16 protein-coding genes are annotated in these 16,407 nt (G+C 61.5%); 11 read left to right on the forward strand and 5 right to left on the reverse strand.

Features of this window, described 5'->3' with window-relative positions; translation table 11 throughout:
- The first annotated feature begins 6 nt into the window (after positions 1-6).
- The 6 genes from entE to EnteroDNA1_RS19760 all read left to right on the forward strand — a co-directional run bounded on the left by entE (position 7) and on the right by EnteroDNA1_RS19760 (position 6,198).
- Positions 7-1,617, forward strand: a complete 1,611-nt coding sequence (gene entE, locus EnteroDNA1_RS19735) for a (2,3-dihydroxybenzoyl)adenylate synthase EntE (protein ID WP_069303802.1) — start codon at positions 7-9, stop codon at positions 1,615-1,617.
- A gap of 10 nt (positions 1,618-1,627) precedes the next feature.
- A complete protein-coding gene (locus EnteroDNA1_RS19740; protein ID WP_033144898.1) occupies positions 1,628-2,482 on the forward strand; it encodes an isochorismatase in 855 nt (284 codons plus the stop codon).
- Positions 2,479-3,234, forward strand: a complete 756-nt coding sequence (entA, locus tag EnteroDNA1_RS19745) for a 2,3-dihydro-2,3-dihydroxybenzoate dehydrogenase EntA (RefSeq protein WP_087822169.1) — start codon at positions 2,479-2,481, stop codon at positions 3,232-3,234. Before EnteroDNA1_RS19740 ends, entA begins: the two co-directional genes overlap by 4 nt.
- Position 3,235: 1 nt before the next feature.
- Positions 3,236-3,649, forward strand: a complete 414-nt coding sequence (gene entH, locus EnteroDNA1_RS19750) for a proofreading thioesterase EntH (protein ID WP_023310710.1) — start codon at positions 3,236-3,238, stop codon at positions 3,647-3,649.
- Positions 3,650-3,798: 149 nt separating this feature from the next.
- Positions 3,799-5,904, forward strand: coding sequence for a pyruvate/proton symporter CstA (gene cstA, locus EnteroDNA1_RS19755; RefSeq protein WP_033144900.1), 2,106 nt, complete (start codon positions 3,799-3,801; stop codon positions 5,902-5,904).
- Positions 5,905-6,000: 96 nt separating this feature from the next.
- Positions 6,001-6,198 carry a YbdD/YjiX family protein gene (locus EnteroDNA1_RS19760; RefSeq protein WP_006809671.1) on the forward strand — a complete coding sequence of 66 codons (198 nt, stop codon included), beginning with the start codon at positions 6,001-6,003 and terminating at the stop codon, positions 6,196-6,198.
- Here the strand turns inward: EnteroDNA1_RS19760 and EnteroDNA1_RS19765 are convergent.
- The 4 genes from EnteroDNA1_RS19765 to EnteroDNA1_RS19780 all read right to left on the reverse strand — a co-directional run bounded on the left by EnteroDNA1_RS19765 (position 6,195) and on the right by EnteroDNA1_RS19780 (position 8,949).
- Positions 6,195-6,599, reverse strand: coding sequence for a helix-turn-helix domain-containing protein (locus tag EnteroDNA1_RS19765; RefSeq protein WP_047061324.1), 405 nt, complete (start codon positions 6,597-6,599; stop codon positions 6,195-6,197). The two genes, EnteroDNA1_RS19760 and EnteroDNA1_RS19765, sit on opposite strands and share 4 nt — an antisense overlap.
- Positions 6,580-6,876 carry a type II toxin-antitoxin system RelE family toxin gene (locus tag EnteroDNA1_RS19770; protein ID WP_047061325.1) on the reverse strand — a complete coding sequence of 99 codons (297 nt, stop codon included), beginning with the start codon at positions 6,874-6,876 and terminating at the stop codon, positions 6,580-6,582. Before EnteroDNA1_RS19770 ends, EnteroDNA1_RS19765 begins: the two co-directional genes overlap by 20 nt.
- A gap of 183 nt (positions 6,877-7,059) precedes the next feature.
- Positions 7,060-7,803 (reverse strand): SDR family NAD(P)-dependent oxidoreductase, encoded by a 744-nt coding sequence (locus tag EnteroDNA1_RS19775; protein ID WP_032661029.1) that lies wholly within the window; start codon positions 7,801-7,803, stop codon positions 7,060-7,062.
- A 57-nt stretch (positions 7,804-7,860) separates the two neighbouring features.
- Entirely contained in the window at positions 7,861-8,949 is a 1,089-nt protein-coding gene (locus tag EnteroDNA1_RS19780) for an oxidoreductase (protein WP_069303804.1), read from the reverse strand.
- Between the two features lie 159 nt (positions 8,950-9,108).
- On the opposite strand from EnteroDNA1_RS19780, the gene EnteroDNA1_RS19785 reads away from it, so the two are divergent.
- The 4 genes from EnteroDNA1_RS19785 (at position 9,109) to EnteroDNA1_RS19800 (ending at position 14,019) form a co-directional block, all read left to right on the forward strand.
- Positions 9,109-10,611, forward strand: coding sequence for a sugar ABC transporter ATP-binding protein (locus tag EnteroDNA1_RS19785; RefSeq protein ID WP_069303805.1), 1,503 nt, complete (start codon positions 9,109-9,111; stop codon positions 10,609-10,611).
- Complete coding sequence (locus tag EnteroDNA1_RS19790; RefSeq protein WP_023334863.1) at positions 10,608-11,603, forward strand: ABC transporter permease; 996 nt, start codon at positions 10,608-10,610, stop codon at positions 11,601-11,603. Before EnteroDNA1_RS19785 ends, EnteroDNA1_RS19790 begins: the two co-directional genes overlap by 4 nt.
- A 20-nt stretch (positions 11,604-11,623) precedes the next feature.
- Positions 11,624-12,688 carry a sugar ABC transporter substrate-binding protein gene (locus tag EnteroDNA1_RS19795; protein WP_023310718.1) on the forward strand — a complete coding sequence of 355 codons (1,065 nt, stop codon included), beginning with the start codon at positions 11,624-11,626 and terminating at the stop codon, positions 12,686-12,688.
- An 89-nt stretch (positions 12,689-12,777) separates the two neighbouring features.
- The gene (locus EnteroDNA1_RS19800) at positions 12,778-14,019 is read left to right on the forward strand and encodes an LVIVD repeat-containing protein (protein WP_033144907.1); all 1,242 of its coding nucleotides are present in this window, start codon (positions 12,778-12,780) and stop codon (positions 14,017-14,019) included.
- Between the two features lie 62 nt (positions 14,020-14,081).
- Here EnteroDNA1_RS19800 and mtnK read toward each other — a convergent pair whose 3' ends face one another.
- Positions 14,082-15,281, reverse strand: coding sequence for an S-methyl-5-thioribose kinase (mtnK, locus tag EnteroDNA1_RS19805; RefSeq protein ID WP_033144908.1), 1,200 nt, complete (start codon positions 15,279-15,281; stop codon positions 14,082-14,084).
- A gap of 104 nt (positions 15,282-15,385) precedes the next feature.
- On the opposite strand from mtnK, the gene mtnA reads away from it, so the two are divergent.
- Positions 15,386-16,402 (forward strand): S-methyl-5-thioribose-1-phosphate isomerase, encoded by a 1,017-nt coding sequence (gene mtnA / locus EnteroDNA1_RS19810; RefSeq protein WP_069303806.1) that lies wholly within the window; start codon positions 15,386-15,388, stop codon positions 16,400-16,402.
- The last annotated feature ends 5 nt before the right edge of the window (positions 16,403-16,407 follow it).

A 16,407-nucleotide genomic window follows, 5' to 3' on the forward strand; every position in this document is an offset into this window, starting at 1 on the left:
TCGCTCATGACCATTCCTTTTACCCGCTGGCCTGAGGAATTCGCCCGCCGCTACCGCGAAAAAGGCTACTGGCAGGATCAGCCGCTGACCCACATCCTGACGGATCGCGCTGACAGCGATGCCGTGGCGATTGTCGACGGCGAGCGGCACATCACCTACCGCGCGTTTAATCAGGCGGTGAACAACCTGGCGTCCGTTCTTCAGGCGCGCGGGCTGCAGCGCGGCGAGATCGCGCTGGTGCAGCTCGGTAACGTGGCCGAGTTCTACGTCACTTTCTTTGCGCTGCTGCAAATTGGCGTCGCGCCGGTTAACGCGCTCTTTAGCCATCAGCGCAGCGAGCTGAACGCCTACGCGGAGCAGATCAAACCCGCCGTGCTGATTGCCGATCGCGACCACGCGCTGTTTGCGGGCGATGATTTCCTCAACGCCTTTGTGGATGCGCATCGCTCGGTACGCCTTGTACTGCTGCGCGGCGATAAGGGCGAACACGCCCTGGAAGCGGCGATTGCGCGTCCGGCGGACAACTTCATCCCGAACCCGACGCCCGCTGACGAAGTGGCATTTTTCCAGCTTTCCGGCGGCAGCACCGGCACGCCGAAGCTGATCCCGCGCACGCATAACGACTACGACTACAGCATCCGCCGCAGCAACGAGATCTGCGGAATCAATGCACACACCCGTTACCTGAACGCGCTGCCCGCGGCGCATAACTACGCCATGAGCTCGCCGGGATCGTTAGGCGTCTTCACCGCGGGCGGGTGCGTAGTGCTGGCGAACGATCCGAGCGCCACGCTCTGCTTCCCGCTGATTGAACGGCATCAGATTAACGTCACCTCGCTGGTTCCTCCGGCGGTGAGCCTCTGGCTGCAGGCGATTGCCGACGGCGTGGGGAACGCGCAGCTTAAGTCCCTCAGGCTGCTGCAGGTTGGCGGCGCACGCCTCTCCGCCACGCTTGCCGCGCGCATTCCGGCGGAAATCGGCTGCCAGCTTCAGCAGGTGTTCGGCATGGCGGAAGGGCTGGTGAACTACACCGCGCTCGACGACTTGCCGGAGCGCATCATCAACACTCAGGGCCGCCCGATGTGCCCGGACGACGAAGTGTGGGTGGCGGACGAGCACGGTAACCCGCTGCCGCGCGGTGAGGTCGGGCGTCTGATGACGCGCGGGCCGTATACCTTCCGCGGCTATTTCAACAGCCCGGAACACAACGCCAGCGCCTTCGACGCCGACGGCTTTTACTGCTCCGGCGATCTGATCGCCATCGACGAGCAGGGCTACATCACCGTGCAGGGGCGCGAGAAGGATCAGATCAACCGCGGCGGCGAGAAGATCGCCGCCGAAGAGATTGAAAATTTGCTGCTGCGCCACGAGGCGGTGATCCACGCCGCGCTGGTGAGCATGGAGGACAGCCTGCTGGGCGAAAAAAGCTGCGCGTATCTGGTGGTGAAACAGCCCCTGCGCGCGGTCGAGGTGCGCCGCTTCCTGCGCGAGCAGGGCGTTGCCGAATTCAAGCTGCCGGACCGCGTGGAGAGCGTGGATGCGCTCCCGCTGACGCCGGTCGGCAAAGTCGATAAGAAACAGTTGCGCCTGTGGCTTGCTGAACGCGCCCGGGGCTGAGGAACAGAGTATGGCCATTCCAAAATTAACCGCTTACGCGCTGCCGACCGCCGCAGAGCTGCCAACCAGTAAAGTGAACTGGGCGTTTGAGCCTGAACGTGCTGCGCTGCTGATCCACGATATGCAGGAGTATTTCCTGAACTTCTGGGGCGAAAACAGCGCGATGATGCAGCAGGTGGTGGCGAATATCGCCAGACTGCGCGCTTACTGCAAAGCGCACAATATTCCCGTGTACTACACCGCTCAGCCGAAAGAGCAGAGCGACGAAGACCGCGCCCTGCTGAACGACATGTGGGGGCCGGGCCTGACCCGCTCGCCGGAGCAGCAGCGCATTGTCCGCGAACTGACCCCGGACGAAGCGGACACGGTGCTGGTGAAGTGGCGCTACAGCGCGTTTCACCGCTCGCCGCTGGAGCAGATGCTGAAAGAAACCGGCCGCAACCAGCTGCTGATTACCGGCGTTTACGCCCATATCGGCTGTATGACCACCGCCACCGATGCCTTTATGCGCGACATCAAACCGTTCTTTATCGCCGACGCGCTGGCGGATTTCACCCGTGACGAGCACCTGATGTCGCTGAACTATGTGGCCGGACGCTCGGGCCGCGTGGTGATGACCGACGAGCTGCTGCCGTCCGTTCCGGCGACCAAAGCCGCGCTGCGTGAGCTGATCCTGCCGCTGCTGGACGAGTCCGACGAGCCGATGGATGACGAAAACCTGATCGACTACGGCCTGGACTCGGTGCGCATGATGGCGCTGGCCGCCCGCTGGCGCAAAGTGCACGGCGACATTGACTTCGTGATGCTGGCCAAAAATCCAACCATCGACGCCTGGTGGGCGCTGCTGTCCCGCGAGGTGAAGTGATGGGGCTGGATTTCACCGGTAAAACCGTCTGGGTGACGGGCGCGGGTAAGGGGATTGGCTACGCGACGGCGCTGGCGTTTGTGGAGGTGGGCGCACGGGTGACCGGCTTCGATCTGGCTTTTCCGCTGGGGGATTATCCGTTCGCCACTGAAACCCTGGACGTGGCGGATGCCGCGCAGGTGCATGAGGTGTGCGGGCGCGCGCTGGCGTCGCTTGAACGGCTGGACGTGCTGGTCAACGCGGCGGGCATTCTGCGCATGGGGGCGACGGACCAGCTTTCGCAAGAGGACTGGCAGCAGACCTTCGCGGTCAACGTCGGCGGCGCGTTCAACCTGTTCCAGCAGACGATGGGCCAGTTTCGCCGTCAGCAGGGCGGGGCGATAGTCACCGTGGCGTCCGACGCGGCACACACGCCGCGCATCGGCATGAGCGCCTACGGCGCGTCGAAGGCGGCGCTGAAAAGCCTGGCCCTGACCGTCGGGCTGGAGCTGGCGGGCAGCGGCGTGCGCTGTAACCTGGTGTCGCCGGGCTCAACGGATACCGATATGCAGCGCACGCTGTGGAAAAGCGACGACGCGGAGCAGCAGCGTATTCGCGGTTTTGGCGAGCAGTTCAAGCTCGGCATTCCGCTGGGCAAAATCGCTCGCCCGCAGGAGATTGCCAGCACGGTGCTGTTCCTTGCTTCCGATGCCGCCAGCCATATCACCCTGCAGGATATCGTGGTGGACGGCGGCTCCACGCTGGGGGCGTAAGATGATCTGGAAACGTCATTTACCGCTCGAGGAGCTGAACGCGACCAGCCTGAACACCCTGGTGGCGCATCTCGGTATCGTCTATACCCGCCTCGGCGACGACACGCTGGAAGCGGAGATGCCGGTGGATGCGCGTACCCATCAGCCGTTTGGCCTGCTGCACGGCGGCGCGTCGGCGGCGCTGGCGGAAACGCTGGGGTCGATGGCCGGTTTTCTGATGACCCGCGACGGGCAGAGCGTGGTGGGGACGGAGCTTAACGCCACGCACCATCGTGCGGTCTCTCACGGCAAAGTGCGCGGGGTATGCCAGCCGCTGCATCTGGGGCGTTCGAGCCAGAGCTGGGAGATTGTGGTATTCGACGAGCAGGGGCGGCGGTGCTGCACCTGTCGGTTGAGTACGATGGTGTTGGGCTAAGCCAGGCAGATCAAAGTGATCGGCTTAACACTGTGGTGTAAATCTCTGGTTTGACCACGCATTATTGCGTTTCAAAGTTGTTAAATTTTTCCGGTTGTTCTAGAAACAAAATGTAACATCTCACTGTTTCACAACAACGGACAACAACTATGAACAACTCAGGGAAATACCTTATATGGGCAGGGCTCTCCGTTGTGGGAGCCTTTGCCCTGGGCTATATCGCCCTCAACCGGGGGGAACAGATCAATGCGCTCTGGATCGTCGTCGCCTCCGTCTGCATTTATCTGATCGCGTACCGTTTTTATGGCCGCTATATTGCGAAGAACGTTCTGGGCGTTGATGCGACGCGCATGACGCCTGCCGTCCGCCATAACGACGGGCTGGACTACGTGCCGACCGACAAAAAAGTGCTGTTCGGTCACCATTTTGCGGCGATTGCCGGGGCGGGTCCGCTGGTGGGGCCGGTGCTGGCGGCGCAGATGGGCTACCTGCCGGGGATGATCTGGATCCTCGCGGGCGTGGTGCTGGCGGGCGCGGTGCAGGACTTTATGGTGCTGTTCGTCTCGACCCGCCGCGACGGGCGTTCGCTGGGTGAGCTGGTGAAAGAGGAGATGGGGGCAACCGCCGGGGTGATTGCGCTGGTGGCGACCTTTATGATCATGGTGATCATCCTCGCGGTGCTGGCGATGATCGTGGTGAAAGCGCTGACCCACAGCCCGTGGGGGACCTATACCGTTGCCTTCACCATTCCGCTGGCGCTGTTTATGGGGATTTATATTCGCTACCTGCGCCCGGGCCGCATTGGTGAGGTGTCGGTAATTGGCCTGGTGTTCCTGGTGTTCGCCATTATCTCCGGCGGCTGGGTGGCGGAAAGCCCGACCTGGGCGCCGTTCTTCGACTTTACCGGCGTCCAGCTGACCTGGATGCTGGTGGGCTACGGCTTTGTGGCGGCGGTGCTGCCGGTATGGCTGCTGCTGGCTCCGCGTGACTATCTCTCTACGTTCCTGAAAATCGGTACCATCGTCGGGCTGGCGATCGGCATTCTGATTATGCGCCCGACCCTGACCATGCCTGCGTTAACCAAATTCATCGACGGTACCGGTCCGGTCTGGACCGGTAACCTGTTCCCGTTCCTGTTTATCACCATCGCCTGCGGCGCGGTGTCGGGCTTCCACGCGCTGATCGCTTCCGGAACCACACCGAAGATGCTGGCGAATGAAAATCAGGCCTGCCTGATCGGTTACGGCGGTATGCTGATGGAATCCTTTGTCGCCATCATGGCGCTGGTCTCTGCCTGTATTATCGACCCGGGCGTGTACTTCGCGATGAACAGCCCGATGGCGGTACTGGCACCGGCTGGCACCGTTGACGTGGTGGCGTCCGCCGCGCAGGTGGTGAGCGGCTGGGGCTTTGCGATTACCCCTGATACGTTGACGAGCATCGCCAGTGAGGTGGGCGAGCAGTCGATTATCTCCCGTGCGGGCGGAGCGCCGACGCTGGCGGTCGGCATGGCGTATATTCTTCACGGCGCGCTGGGCGGGCTGATGGACGTGTCGTTCTGGTATCACTTCGCCATCCTGTTCGAGGCGCTGTTTATCCTGACGGCGGTGGATGCAGGAACCCGTGCGGCGCGCTTTATGCTGCAGGACCTGCTGGGGGTGATCTCCCCGAACCTGAAGCGTACCGATTCGCTCCCGGCTAACCTGCTGGCGACGGCGCTGTGCGTGCTGGCGTGGGGCTACTTCCTGCATCAGGGGGTAGTCGATCCGCTGGGCGGGATTAACACCCTGTGGCCGCTGTTTGGTATCGCCAACCAGATGCTGGCAGGCATGGCGCTGATGCTCTGCGCGGTGGTGCTGTTCAAGATGAAGCGCCAGCGTTACGCGTGGGTGGCACTGGTGCCAACCGCGTGGCTGCTGATCTGTACCCTGACGGCGGGCTGGCAGAAAGCCTTCAGCCCGGACAACAAGGTGGGCTTCCTGGCGATCGCCAACAAGTTCCAGGCGATGATCGACAGCGGCAAGATCCCGGCGCAGTACACCGAGTCGCAGCTGTCCCAACTGGTGTTTAACAACCGTCTGGATGCCGGGCTGACCATCTTCTTTATGGTGGTGGTCGTGGTGCTGGCGTTGTATTCTCTCAAGACCGCGCTCGCGGCGTTGAAAAACGATCAGCCAACGGCGAAAGAAACACCGTACGAGCCGATGCCTGAAAACCTGGAAGAGATTGTGACCCAGGCGAAAGGGGCGCACTAACCTGTTTGCCGGGTGGCGGCTTCGCCTTACCCGGCCTACATTTCTTCTCCGCCCTCACCCTCCGGGAGAGGGCCGGAAACAAACGAGAAACTGATTATGTTCGACACTCTATCCAAAGCAGGTAAGTACCTGGGCCAGGCCGCCAAAATGATGATTGGCGTGCCGGACTACGACAACTACGTCGAGCATATGCGCGTCAACCATCCGGACCAGACGCCCATGACCTACGAAGAATTTTTCCGCGACCGCCAGGACGCCCGCTACGGCGGCAAGGGCGGGGCGAAGTGCTGTTAACCCTCTTTCGGAAGATAGAGGCTGATCTGCTCCTGCTTGCAGCCGTAGATAGCAGCCAGCTTTTCACGGGTGCGCTTTTGCGGACGGGAGTCCAGCGCTTCCAGCTGTGACACGGCGGACTGGGTGATGCCGAGTTTCTCAGCCACCTCCTGCTGGGACATGCCGCGCAGGATACGCCACGCGGCCTGCAGGCTGACGTTCTCGTTATGCATGACGTCGCACACTTCACCAGGTAATCCTACGTCATCATAACAATCGTGTTCGACTTCAATATCCTCTAGATCATCATCGGTTTCGTCGTCGATTTCTGCCATCTGTAAGCACATACGAAAGTATTCATCATAGGGAATTACGGCGTACTGCGCTTTTCCGTCATTGTCCTTAATTAGCTGAACAGCCATAGGGGGCTTTCTCCTCGTGAAGGTAGGTCGTTGAAGTTCTGCGCTTGACGGCCAAAACATAACAATGGTTATCGGGATCGCCCCGAAGTGTAATCAGAATGCGGTAATCGCCAACGCGTAGCCGGAAATGATTTTCTGTTGCCGATATTTTTTTGATATCGGGCCGGGGAGCTGAGCGGTCGTCCAGCTCAGCAAGTTTTGCTTTGATTCTTCGCTGATATCGGCCATCGATTTTGGAAAACTCTTTCTTTGCATTCTTTGACCAGACAATCTTCATCCGTACCTCCACTGTACGCCCACACAAAGTATAAGGAAATAATAAGGCTATTAGATAAATTCCGAATTTCTAATGGGGTACTGTAGAGCGGGGAAATAACCGGAGAAAGCGGCAAAACGCGAACCGTCGAGGATGCTCGGAAACGCCTCTGCCGGGCGACAGAGGCTTGCAGGGAGATTGCGATCAGGCGTTCAAACCGCCGTCCACATCCAGGCCGGTGCCGGAGATCTGCCCGGCCGCCGGGCTGGCAAGAAACGTGACCGCCGCCGCGACGTCTTCCGGCTGACCGTAATGACCCAAAGCAATAAGCTGACGCTGAGAGTCAGCCTGTTCCCCGTCTTCCGGGTTCATATCGCTGTTGGTGGGGCCGGGGTGCACCAGGTTAACGGTAATGCCGCGCGGCCCTAAATCACGGGCCAGCCCGCGGGTGAGGGAGTTCAGCGCCGATTTGGTCATCGAGTAAACGGCAATGCCCGGCTGCGCCACGCGGTTTGCCAGACAGCTGCCGATGTTGATAATGCGCCCGCCGTCTGACATGTGCACCAGCGCTTCCTGAATGGCGATCACCACGCCGCGAATGTTGACGTTGATAAGGGCGTCAATGTCCGCCAGCGTCATGGACTCCAGCGGGCCGCCGCGCGCGATCCCGGCGTTGTTGACCAGAATGTCCAGCCCGCCAAGGGAACGCGCCGCATGGGTGACGGCATCCTGAATCGCCTGCGCGCTGGCGCTGTCGGCCTGCACGGCTTCGCTGTGGCGCCCCAGCGCCTTAATCTCATCGGCGACCGCCTGGGCTTTATCGGCAGATTTTTCATACGTAATAATCACATCCGCACCGGCGCGCGCCAGCGACAGGGCAATCGCACGACCCAATCCGCGGCTGGCGCCGGTAACCAGCGCCTTTTTACCTGTTAAATCGATCTGCATGATGACCTCGTTACGAGAGTGGTAAGAATCATCATTAGGTATAGCCTGTCGGCGCGATCAACGGCTGAAGGATTCCACTTTCTCAAACGCGGCGCGCAGAACGTCAGGCGTTAACGTAACAGGTAAATAGTGAATCGACTCCACCGGGCGCAGGGTGTGGGCGATGACCCGATCCAACTCGTCGCGGTTATTGATGTCGACGTCCAGCTCGCGAAGCGTGGTCGGCAGGTTAAAACGCTGGTACGCCGCGACCAGCTGCGCCAGCACGTCGTCCTGGCCGAGCAGGGCGCTCTGCACCAGAATGCCGTAGGCCACCTTGGTGCCGTGCAGGTATTTTTCCGTCTGCGGCAGCACGGTTAAGCCGTTGTGTACCGCATGCGCCGCCGCCACGCGCGTATAGCGTTCGCCCAGGCCGCCGACCATCCCGCCGCCGGCGATGATTGCATCGACCACGTCCCGGAACGCCTGCGTCTGTTCGCCGCGCTGCTGGTCGGCCAGCGCCTCTTCGCTGCGCGCCAGCAGCACGTCGCGGATCGCCAGCGCGCCGTTAATGCCCAGCCGCACGGTCAGCGGCAGGTTCTCCGGCTCTGGTGCCAATACCACCGCTTCGTACCACTTCGCCAGCGTATCGCCGATGCCCGCCAGCAGGTACTCCGCCGGGGCGTTGAGGACGATCTGCGGCTCCACCAGCACCAGGAAGTTGGCGTCGTCGAAGATCTCAAAATGCAGCGCCTGTCCGGCATCGTTGTACCAGACGGAAAGCGGGGTCCACGCCGCACAGGTGGCGGCAATGGTGGGGATACCCACGAACGGCACCCCTAAGCGGCGCGCCACGGCCTTGACGGTATCCAGTACCGCGCCGCCGCCGACGCCAATCACCACGCTGGCGTCGCTGCCGGATTCATTCACCAGATGGGTGACGTCGCGCTCGCTGCAGTGGCCTTTAAACAGCAGGCGTTTCGCTCCCGGCGCGTTAAAGCTCGCCGGCAGGAAAGGGCGCGCGCCTTCGATAGCGCGCTCGCCGTAAATCCACACCGCGCGGGAAAGCTGTTCCGGGGTAAAGAAGTTATCCAGCTGCGCAAGGCTTCCGGGATGAGAGAAGTAGTTCGCCGGGCCAGGCACGACGCGGATATCGGTGTTGCTCATGATGGTGTCCTTTTTGCGGAAGCGCTAACCCGATGTTATGTCTGGACATCCGGATGGCTAATAATATTTCGCTTTAACTTATGCCTTTTCCGTCGTTGTCAGTCAACCGGAGCTGTGAAAAATTCGATAAATCAGAAGAGTAATGAAGGATTTACGCGGATGGTTTCCAGTCGCCTTGAGATGCGCGGTATCAGCCTGGCCTTTTCCGGCTTTCAGGCGCTGTCGCGCGTGAATTTCACCTTAACCGGCGGATCCGTACACGCGCTGACCGGTGCCAACGGCGCGGGAAAATCGACCCTGATGGCGGTGCTGTGCGGGACGCACGACCACTATGAGGGTGAGATCAGCATCAACAACCAGCCGGTGAGCATCCGCGAACCGCTCGATGCCAAACGGCTGGGGATCCACCTTGTGCAGCAGGAAGTGGACGTAGCGCTGATCCCGGGGTTAAGCATTGCCGAGAACATCATGCTCGACCAGCTGGCGCAGCCGGGGCATCGCTTCAGCTGGCGCGCTATCCGCCAGCAGGCGAGACAGGCGCTGGCGCAGCTTGACGTGACGCTGGACGTTCGCCGTTCCATCGACGGCTGTTCGCTGGCCGAAAAGCAGCAGATTTTGCTGGCGCGGGCGCTGTCCCATCACTGCCGTTTTTTGATTCTTGATGAACCCACCGCGCCGCTGGACGCGCACGAGAGCGAGCGCCTGTTTGCGGTAGTGAGACGTTTAAAGCAGCAGGGCATCGGCGTGGTATTTATCTCTCACCGCATTCACGAGCTGAAGGCCATCTGCGACACCCTGACGGTGCTGCGCGACGGCAAGCTGATCGAGTCCGGCCCGATGGCCGATCTAAGCGGCGAAGCGATCGTCGAGAAGATGCTCGGCCACGTGCTGAGCGATATCTATCCGCCCGCGCGGCCGCCGCACGGCGACGAAACGCTGTTACGCGTTGAGGGGCTTCACGACGACGCGCTGCTGAAAGATATCTCCCTGCACCTGCGCAAAGGCGAAATTCTCGGGATTGCCGGGCTGGCGGGGGCGGGGAAAACCGAACTCTGCAAGGCGCTGTTTGGCGCCAGCAAAAGCCGCGTGGCGCGCGGTGAGCTGAATCATCAATCCTGGCAGCCGCGCGACCCGGCCGACTCCGTGCTGCGCGGTCTGGCGCTGGTGCCGGAGGAGCGGCGGAAAGAGGGCATTTTTATCGACGAGCCGGTGAGCATGAACCTCGCCGTGTGCGCCGATAACAGCTTTTCGCGCTGGAGCCTGTTTGGCCATCGTCAGGCGTGGCGCTGGGCGGAAGAGGTCATCACCCGCGTCGGCGTGCGCGCGCGTGGGCCAGGGCAGGTGCTGCGCCGTCTTTCCGGCGGCAACCAGCAGAAGGTCGCCATCGGTAAATGGCTGCGCAATGACGCCAGCGTGCTGATATTCGACGAGCCGACCAAAGGCGTGGACGTGAAGGCCAAAACCGATCTGTTCCAGCTGATTGACGGCCTGGCGCGCGAGGGCAAAGGGGTGATTTACGCCTCGGGCGAGTTTTCCGAGCTGGTCGGGCTATGCGACCGCATCTGCGTCCTGTGGGACGGACGCATCGTGGCGGAAATCGCCGGGGCCGAGGCCCGCGAAGAAACACTACTTTATTATTCAACCGGAGGAACGGCGTCGTGAGCAAGGCCCTTTCAGTGAACGCGGCGGCGTCTGGCCGCCAGCAGATTTTCGATTTTCTCTACAGGTGGGGCATGCTGTTAACCGTCGTCGCGCTGGTGGCCGTCTTTGGCCTGGCGTCGGACAGCTTCCTCGATCCGAACAACATCATCAATATTCTGCGCTCGATTGCCATCGTGACGGTGATTGCCATTGGCGTGTCGATCTCGTTGACCATCGGCGGGTTCGATCTCTCCGTGGGATCCACCGCCTCGCTGGCGAACGCGCTGGTGATTTCACTTTTCGTCTGGCACGGCTTTGGCACCACCGAGTCGATTCTGATCACCCTCGCGCTCTGCACGCTGGTGGGTCTGTTTAACGCCTTCCTGATCGTCATCCTGCGCATTCCGGACATGCTGGCGACGCTTGCCAGCCTGTTTGTGATCCAGGGCGTGGCGATGACCTACAGCTACGGCGGGTCGATTACCGAGAACATGGTGCTGCCGAGCGGCGACATGGCGGAAGGGACCATTCCGGCGGCGTTCAGCCTGCTGGGGCAGGTGCCGACCATCGTGATCGTCATGCTGGTGGTGACCGTGCTGGCGCAGCTGGGCCTGTCGCTCACTACGCATGGCCGACGCATGTACGCCATCGGCGGTAACCCCGAAGCGGCGCGCCTCTCCGGCATTCGCACCACGCGCTACAAGGTGGCGGCCTACGTGATTGCCTCGCTGCTGGCGGGTCTGGGCGGGATTTTGCTGGCTTCACGCATCGGCTCGTCGCAGGTGAATGCGGGCGGCGGATACCTGATGGATGCGGTGGCGGCGGCGTGGATTGGCTTCTCGCTGGCCGGATCCGGCAAGCCGAACGCGCTGGGAACCCTGGTTGGGGCGGTCATTCTCGGCGTGCTGTCGAACGGGCTGGTGATGCTCTCCGTGCCGTATTACGCCATGGACATTATAAAAGGGCTGGTGCTCGCGGTAGCGCTGGCGATTACCTACATACAAAAACGCTGACAACACAACGGGATAAAAAAATGAAAAAGATTGCACTCTCTTTGGTGGCACTTGGGTTGCTCACGGCTCTGCCAGGTTTCGCGGCTACGCCCGCGCCGCTTCCGGCTGCCATTGCGAACCATGATGGCCCCATCCGCATCGCGGTGATCCGTAACCTCGGCTCAGACGACAACACCACGCAGTTTATTGCCGGGGCAATTCAGGAAGGGAAGAAGCTCGGCTTTAAGGTCAGCACCTTTTTAAGCAACGGGGACGACGCCAAATTCCAGGACTTCGTGAACCAGGCCATCAGCCAGAAGTATGACGGGATTATTCTCTCTCAGGGGCGCGATCCGTACTCCACCGCGCTGGTGAAGAAAGCGGTGGATGCCGGGATCAAAGTCTCCGTCTTTGATACGGCGGTTAACGGCGAGATCCCGGGCGTGACCGTCACCCAGCAGGACGATGCCTCCCTGACGAACCTCTCCTTCGGCCAGCTGGCGAAAGATTTTAACGGCAAGGCCAATATCGTCAAGCTGTGGGTGGCGGGCTTCCCGCCGATGGAGCGTCGTCAGGCGGCCTATAAAGAGCTGCAAAAGCAGTATCCGGACATCAAAGAGCTGGAGTCTATCGGCGCCGTGTCCTCTGACGTGCAGGGCGATACCGCCAACAAGGTGGGGGCGATCCTGGCGAAATACCCGAAAGGCAAAATTGACGCCATCTGGGGAACCTGGGACGCCTTCAGCCAGGGCGCGTATAAGGCGCTCAAGGAGAACGGCCGCACCGAGATCAAGCTCTACAGCATCGACATCTCTAACCAGGATCTGCAGCTGATGCGCGAGCCGGGCAGCGCGTGGAAGGTGAGCGTGGCGGTGGATCCGAAGCTGATTGGCGCAACTAACGTGCGTCTGGTGGCGAACAAGATTGCCGGGGAAGCGACGCCTGCGACCTACGATTTCAAAGCGGCGGCCATTCCTCAGGCGCTGCTGACCGCTCAGCCGGGCCCGGTGAACGTGGCGTCGCTGGGGAAAATCATTCCGGGCTGGGGCCAGACGGAAGATTTTATCGCGCCGTGGTTTGCGACGCTGGAAGCGAAGAATAAATAAAACCAGGCCGGGTGGCGTCAGGTGCGGCCTGATGCCCTCACCCCGGCCCTCTCCCACAGGGAGAGGGGGAAAACCCAAAGGAGCTAACGGTGACGCAAGTACCCCTTCCAGAATACAGCCGCAATATGCGGCTGATTGGCCATAGCGATCAGGGCGGTCGCCCGGACGGCGTGCAGCTGATGGTGCATCGCGGTTTCGCCTATATCGGCCATATGGTGTCGCAGGGATTTTCGATTGTCGACGTGCGCGACCCGAAAAACCCGAAAGCGGCGGGCTACGTGCCCGCGCCGCCCGGCACCTGGAACGTGCATCTGCAGGCGCATGACGACCTGCTGCTGGTGATTAACGCCCGGGATCTGTTTGCCGATGCTCGCTTTGCCGACGAGAAGGTCTACTACACCCGCCAGGTGGGGGAGACCGTCAGCGACGTGCAGGACAAAGGCTGGAGCGCCGGGCTGCGGGTGTTTGATATCTCCACGCCCGACAGGCCGCGCGAAATCGGCTTTCTGTCGCTGAGCGGCATCGGCATCCACCGCATCTGGTACGTCGGCGGCCGCTGGGCGTATGTGTCAGCGCTGATCGACGGCTTTACCGACTACATTTTCCTGACCATCGATCTGGCCGATCCGCGTAAGCCTGAAGTGGCGGGGCGCTGGTGGCTGCCGGGGATGAACCAGGCCGAAGGGGAGAAGCCGAACTGGCCGGAAGGGAAACGCTACGCGCTGCATCACGCGATTATCGCGGGCGATACCGCCTACGGCAGCTGGCGCGACGGCGGCCTGACGCTGCTGGACGTGAAGGACCGCACCCGGCCGAAGCTGATTAGCCACCGCAACTGGAGCCCGCCGTTTGGCGGCGGGACGCACACCGCGCTCCCGCTGCCGGACCGCGATTTGCTGGTGGTGCTGGACGAAGCGGTGCTCGATAACCAGGAGGACGGCGAAAAGCTGATCTGGCTGTTTGATATCCGCGAGCCGTCGAACCCGGTCAGCATCTCGACCTTCCCGCAGCCGGATGAAACCGACTACGTGGCGAAAGGGGCGCATTTTGGCCCGCATAACCTGCACGAGAACCGGCCGGGGAGCTTTGTCAGCTCGACGCTGATTTTTGCGACCTATCAGAACGCGGGCGTGCGGGCGTATGACATTTCCAATCCGTATCGACCGGTGGAAACCGGTGCGCTGGTGCCCGCCGCGCCGGAGAGAATGATGGACACGCGGCCGAATCGCCCGCAGGTGATCCAGTCGTGCGACGTGTTTGTGGATGCGCAGGGGATAATTTACAGCACGGATTATAACGGCGGGCTGTCGGTGATTGAGTATCTGGGATGAGTGCGGTTTGATGCCCTCATCCCGGCCCTCTCCCACAGGGAGAGGGAGAAAACCAAATATAATCAGCTGTACTGCCGCACCCGTGCCACCAGATCTTCGGCGCTGTCGATGCGGTCGGCAATGACAATCAGCGCTTTACCGAGCGTTATCGCGTGGCGCAGGCACTCGTGGCGCATCGCCTCGTCCTGGATGGTGTCGATATCCGCGACGTGGGAAAGCCCGACGCTGCGGCGAATGAGCTCGGTGCCGCAGAAGCCGATGGCGTCATGCCAGACCTTTTTCAGGAACGCGGAGGCATAGCCCGGCGCGCCGAGCGCGGCGTCGCGCGTTTTCTCGTTTGCCAGCGCCTGGAAGCGTTCCGCGAAGGTGTTCCACAGCTCCTGGATATCGGTCAGGCGCTGCTCGCGCGCGGCGGCGGCATCGCGAATGCCCAGGTGCCCCGGCAGGCCGCAGAAGTTCAGCAGCAGGTTGCCGATGGCGGTACCGACGTCAAAGCCAATCGGGCCAAAGTAGCCGAACTCGGCGTCGATGGCCTTCAGGCTTCCGTCGGCCACAAAAATCGAGCCGCTGTGAATATCGCCGTGCAGGAGCGCTTCGGCGTGCGAGAAGAAGCGGTGCTTCAGGGAAGCTACGGCAATTTTAAGCTGCGCGTCGTCGCGCAGGGCCGCGACGTCATTTTCCAGCTCGGCTGGGTAGCTGTTGCGTTCGTGGATCTGGTACGGATCGTTGAAGAACAGATCTTCGGTGATCTCGCACATCTCCGGGTTGATGAATTTCGCTACCTGCGCTTTTTTCGCGTGCGGGTGCAGGTAGAAATCGCTGGTGTGGAACAGCGCGTGGGCGAGGTATTCGCCCAGCTGACGGGCCGCCTGCGGGTAGTAAATGTTTTTAATCAGCTCGCCGCGCCAGATGCGATGGCTGGAGAGATCCTCCATCACCATCACCGCCAGCTCCGGGTCAAAGTGGTGGATTTTCACGGTGTGCTGCGGGCTGTGCTGGTAGTGCTCGACCAGGGTTTGTGCTTCAAGGCGGGCGCGGTCCAGCGTCAGCGGCCAGGACTCGCCGACGCAGCGCACGTAGGGCAGCGCCTGCTTAACGACGATGCGGCTCACGCCCGCGCCGTCGAAAATTTTGAATACCAGATTGAGGTTGCCGTCGCCTACTTCCTGCGCCTCTACCAGCGATGAAGGATCGTCAAGTCCGCCAAACTGCCTGGCATACTCCACGGCGTCCTGAGCGGTAAAGGTACGGTATTGCGACATGGCCTGCTCCTCACGAGTTTTCTAATTAAGACATGTAGACGTCTATACATCTGGATTTCATCCTGACACAATGTGCTACAACAACGCAACAGGGAATTAACGACATGCAGACATTACAGACGACCAGCCTGCGGGTGGCGGATAATCAGCTCTTTATTCTCGATCAGCAGGCGCTTCCGCAGGAGAAACGCTGGCTGGATGCCTCGACGGTAGAGGCGCTGGTCGGGCATATCCACGCCCTGCGCGTGCGCGGCGCGCCGCTGATTGGTCTCTCTGCAAGCCTGCTGCTGGCGCTGCTGGCGGAAAACGGCAAAAGCCGCGACGAACTGGCGGCGGCGCTGGAAACCCTGCGCGCCTCCCGCCCGACGGCGGTGAACCTGATGAACAATCTCGACCGCATGAAGCTCGCCCTGTGGCAGGAAGAGTATGTTCCGGCGCTGGTCGCCGAAGCGCTGCGCCTGATTGACGAAGACAAACGGCTTTGCGACGCGATTGCCAAAGCCGGCAGCGCGCTGGTGAAGCCCGGTAGCCGTCTGCTGACCCACTGCAACACCGGCGGGCTGGCAACGGCGGGCGTCGGTACGGCGCTGGGCGTGATTGCCCGCGCGCATCAGGACGGCAACGTCAGCAGCGTCTGGGTGGATGAAACCCGTCCGCTGCTGCAGGGCGGCAGATTGACCGCGTGGGAGCTTGGCGAGCTGGGCGTGCCGTATCAGCTGATTACCGATTCCATGGCCGCCAGCCTGATGGCAAAAGGGCTGGTGGACGCCGTGTGGGTGGGCGCAGACCGCATTGCCGCCAACGGGGACGTGGCGAACAAGATCGGCACCTATTCCCTGGCGGTGCTGGCGAAGTTCCACGGCATTCCGTTCTACGTTGCCGCCCCGCAAACGACCCTCGATCCGGACTGCCCGAACGGGGATGCTATCCCGATTGAGCAGCGCGCCGCCAGCGAGGTGACGGGCGTGGCCGGAAGCTTTGGCACGGTGCAGTGGGCGCCGGAAAACGCGCAGGTCTATAACCCGGCGTTTGACGTTACCCCTGCCTCGCTGATTAGCGGCTGGGTGCTGGACACGGGCGTGGTCACGCCGGAAGCAGTGGCAAACGGGAAGTTCGCCTGAGTCCG

The sequence above is a fragment of the Enterobacter sp. HK169 genome, assembly GCF_001719105.1.
GTDB classification, from domain to species: Bacteria; Pseudomonadota; Gammaproteobacteria; order Enterobacterales; family Enterobacteriaceae; genus Enterobacter; species Enterobacter asburiae_B.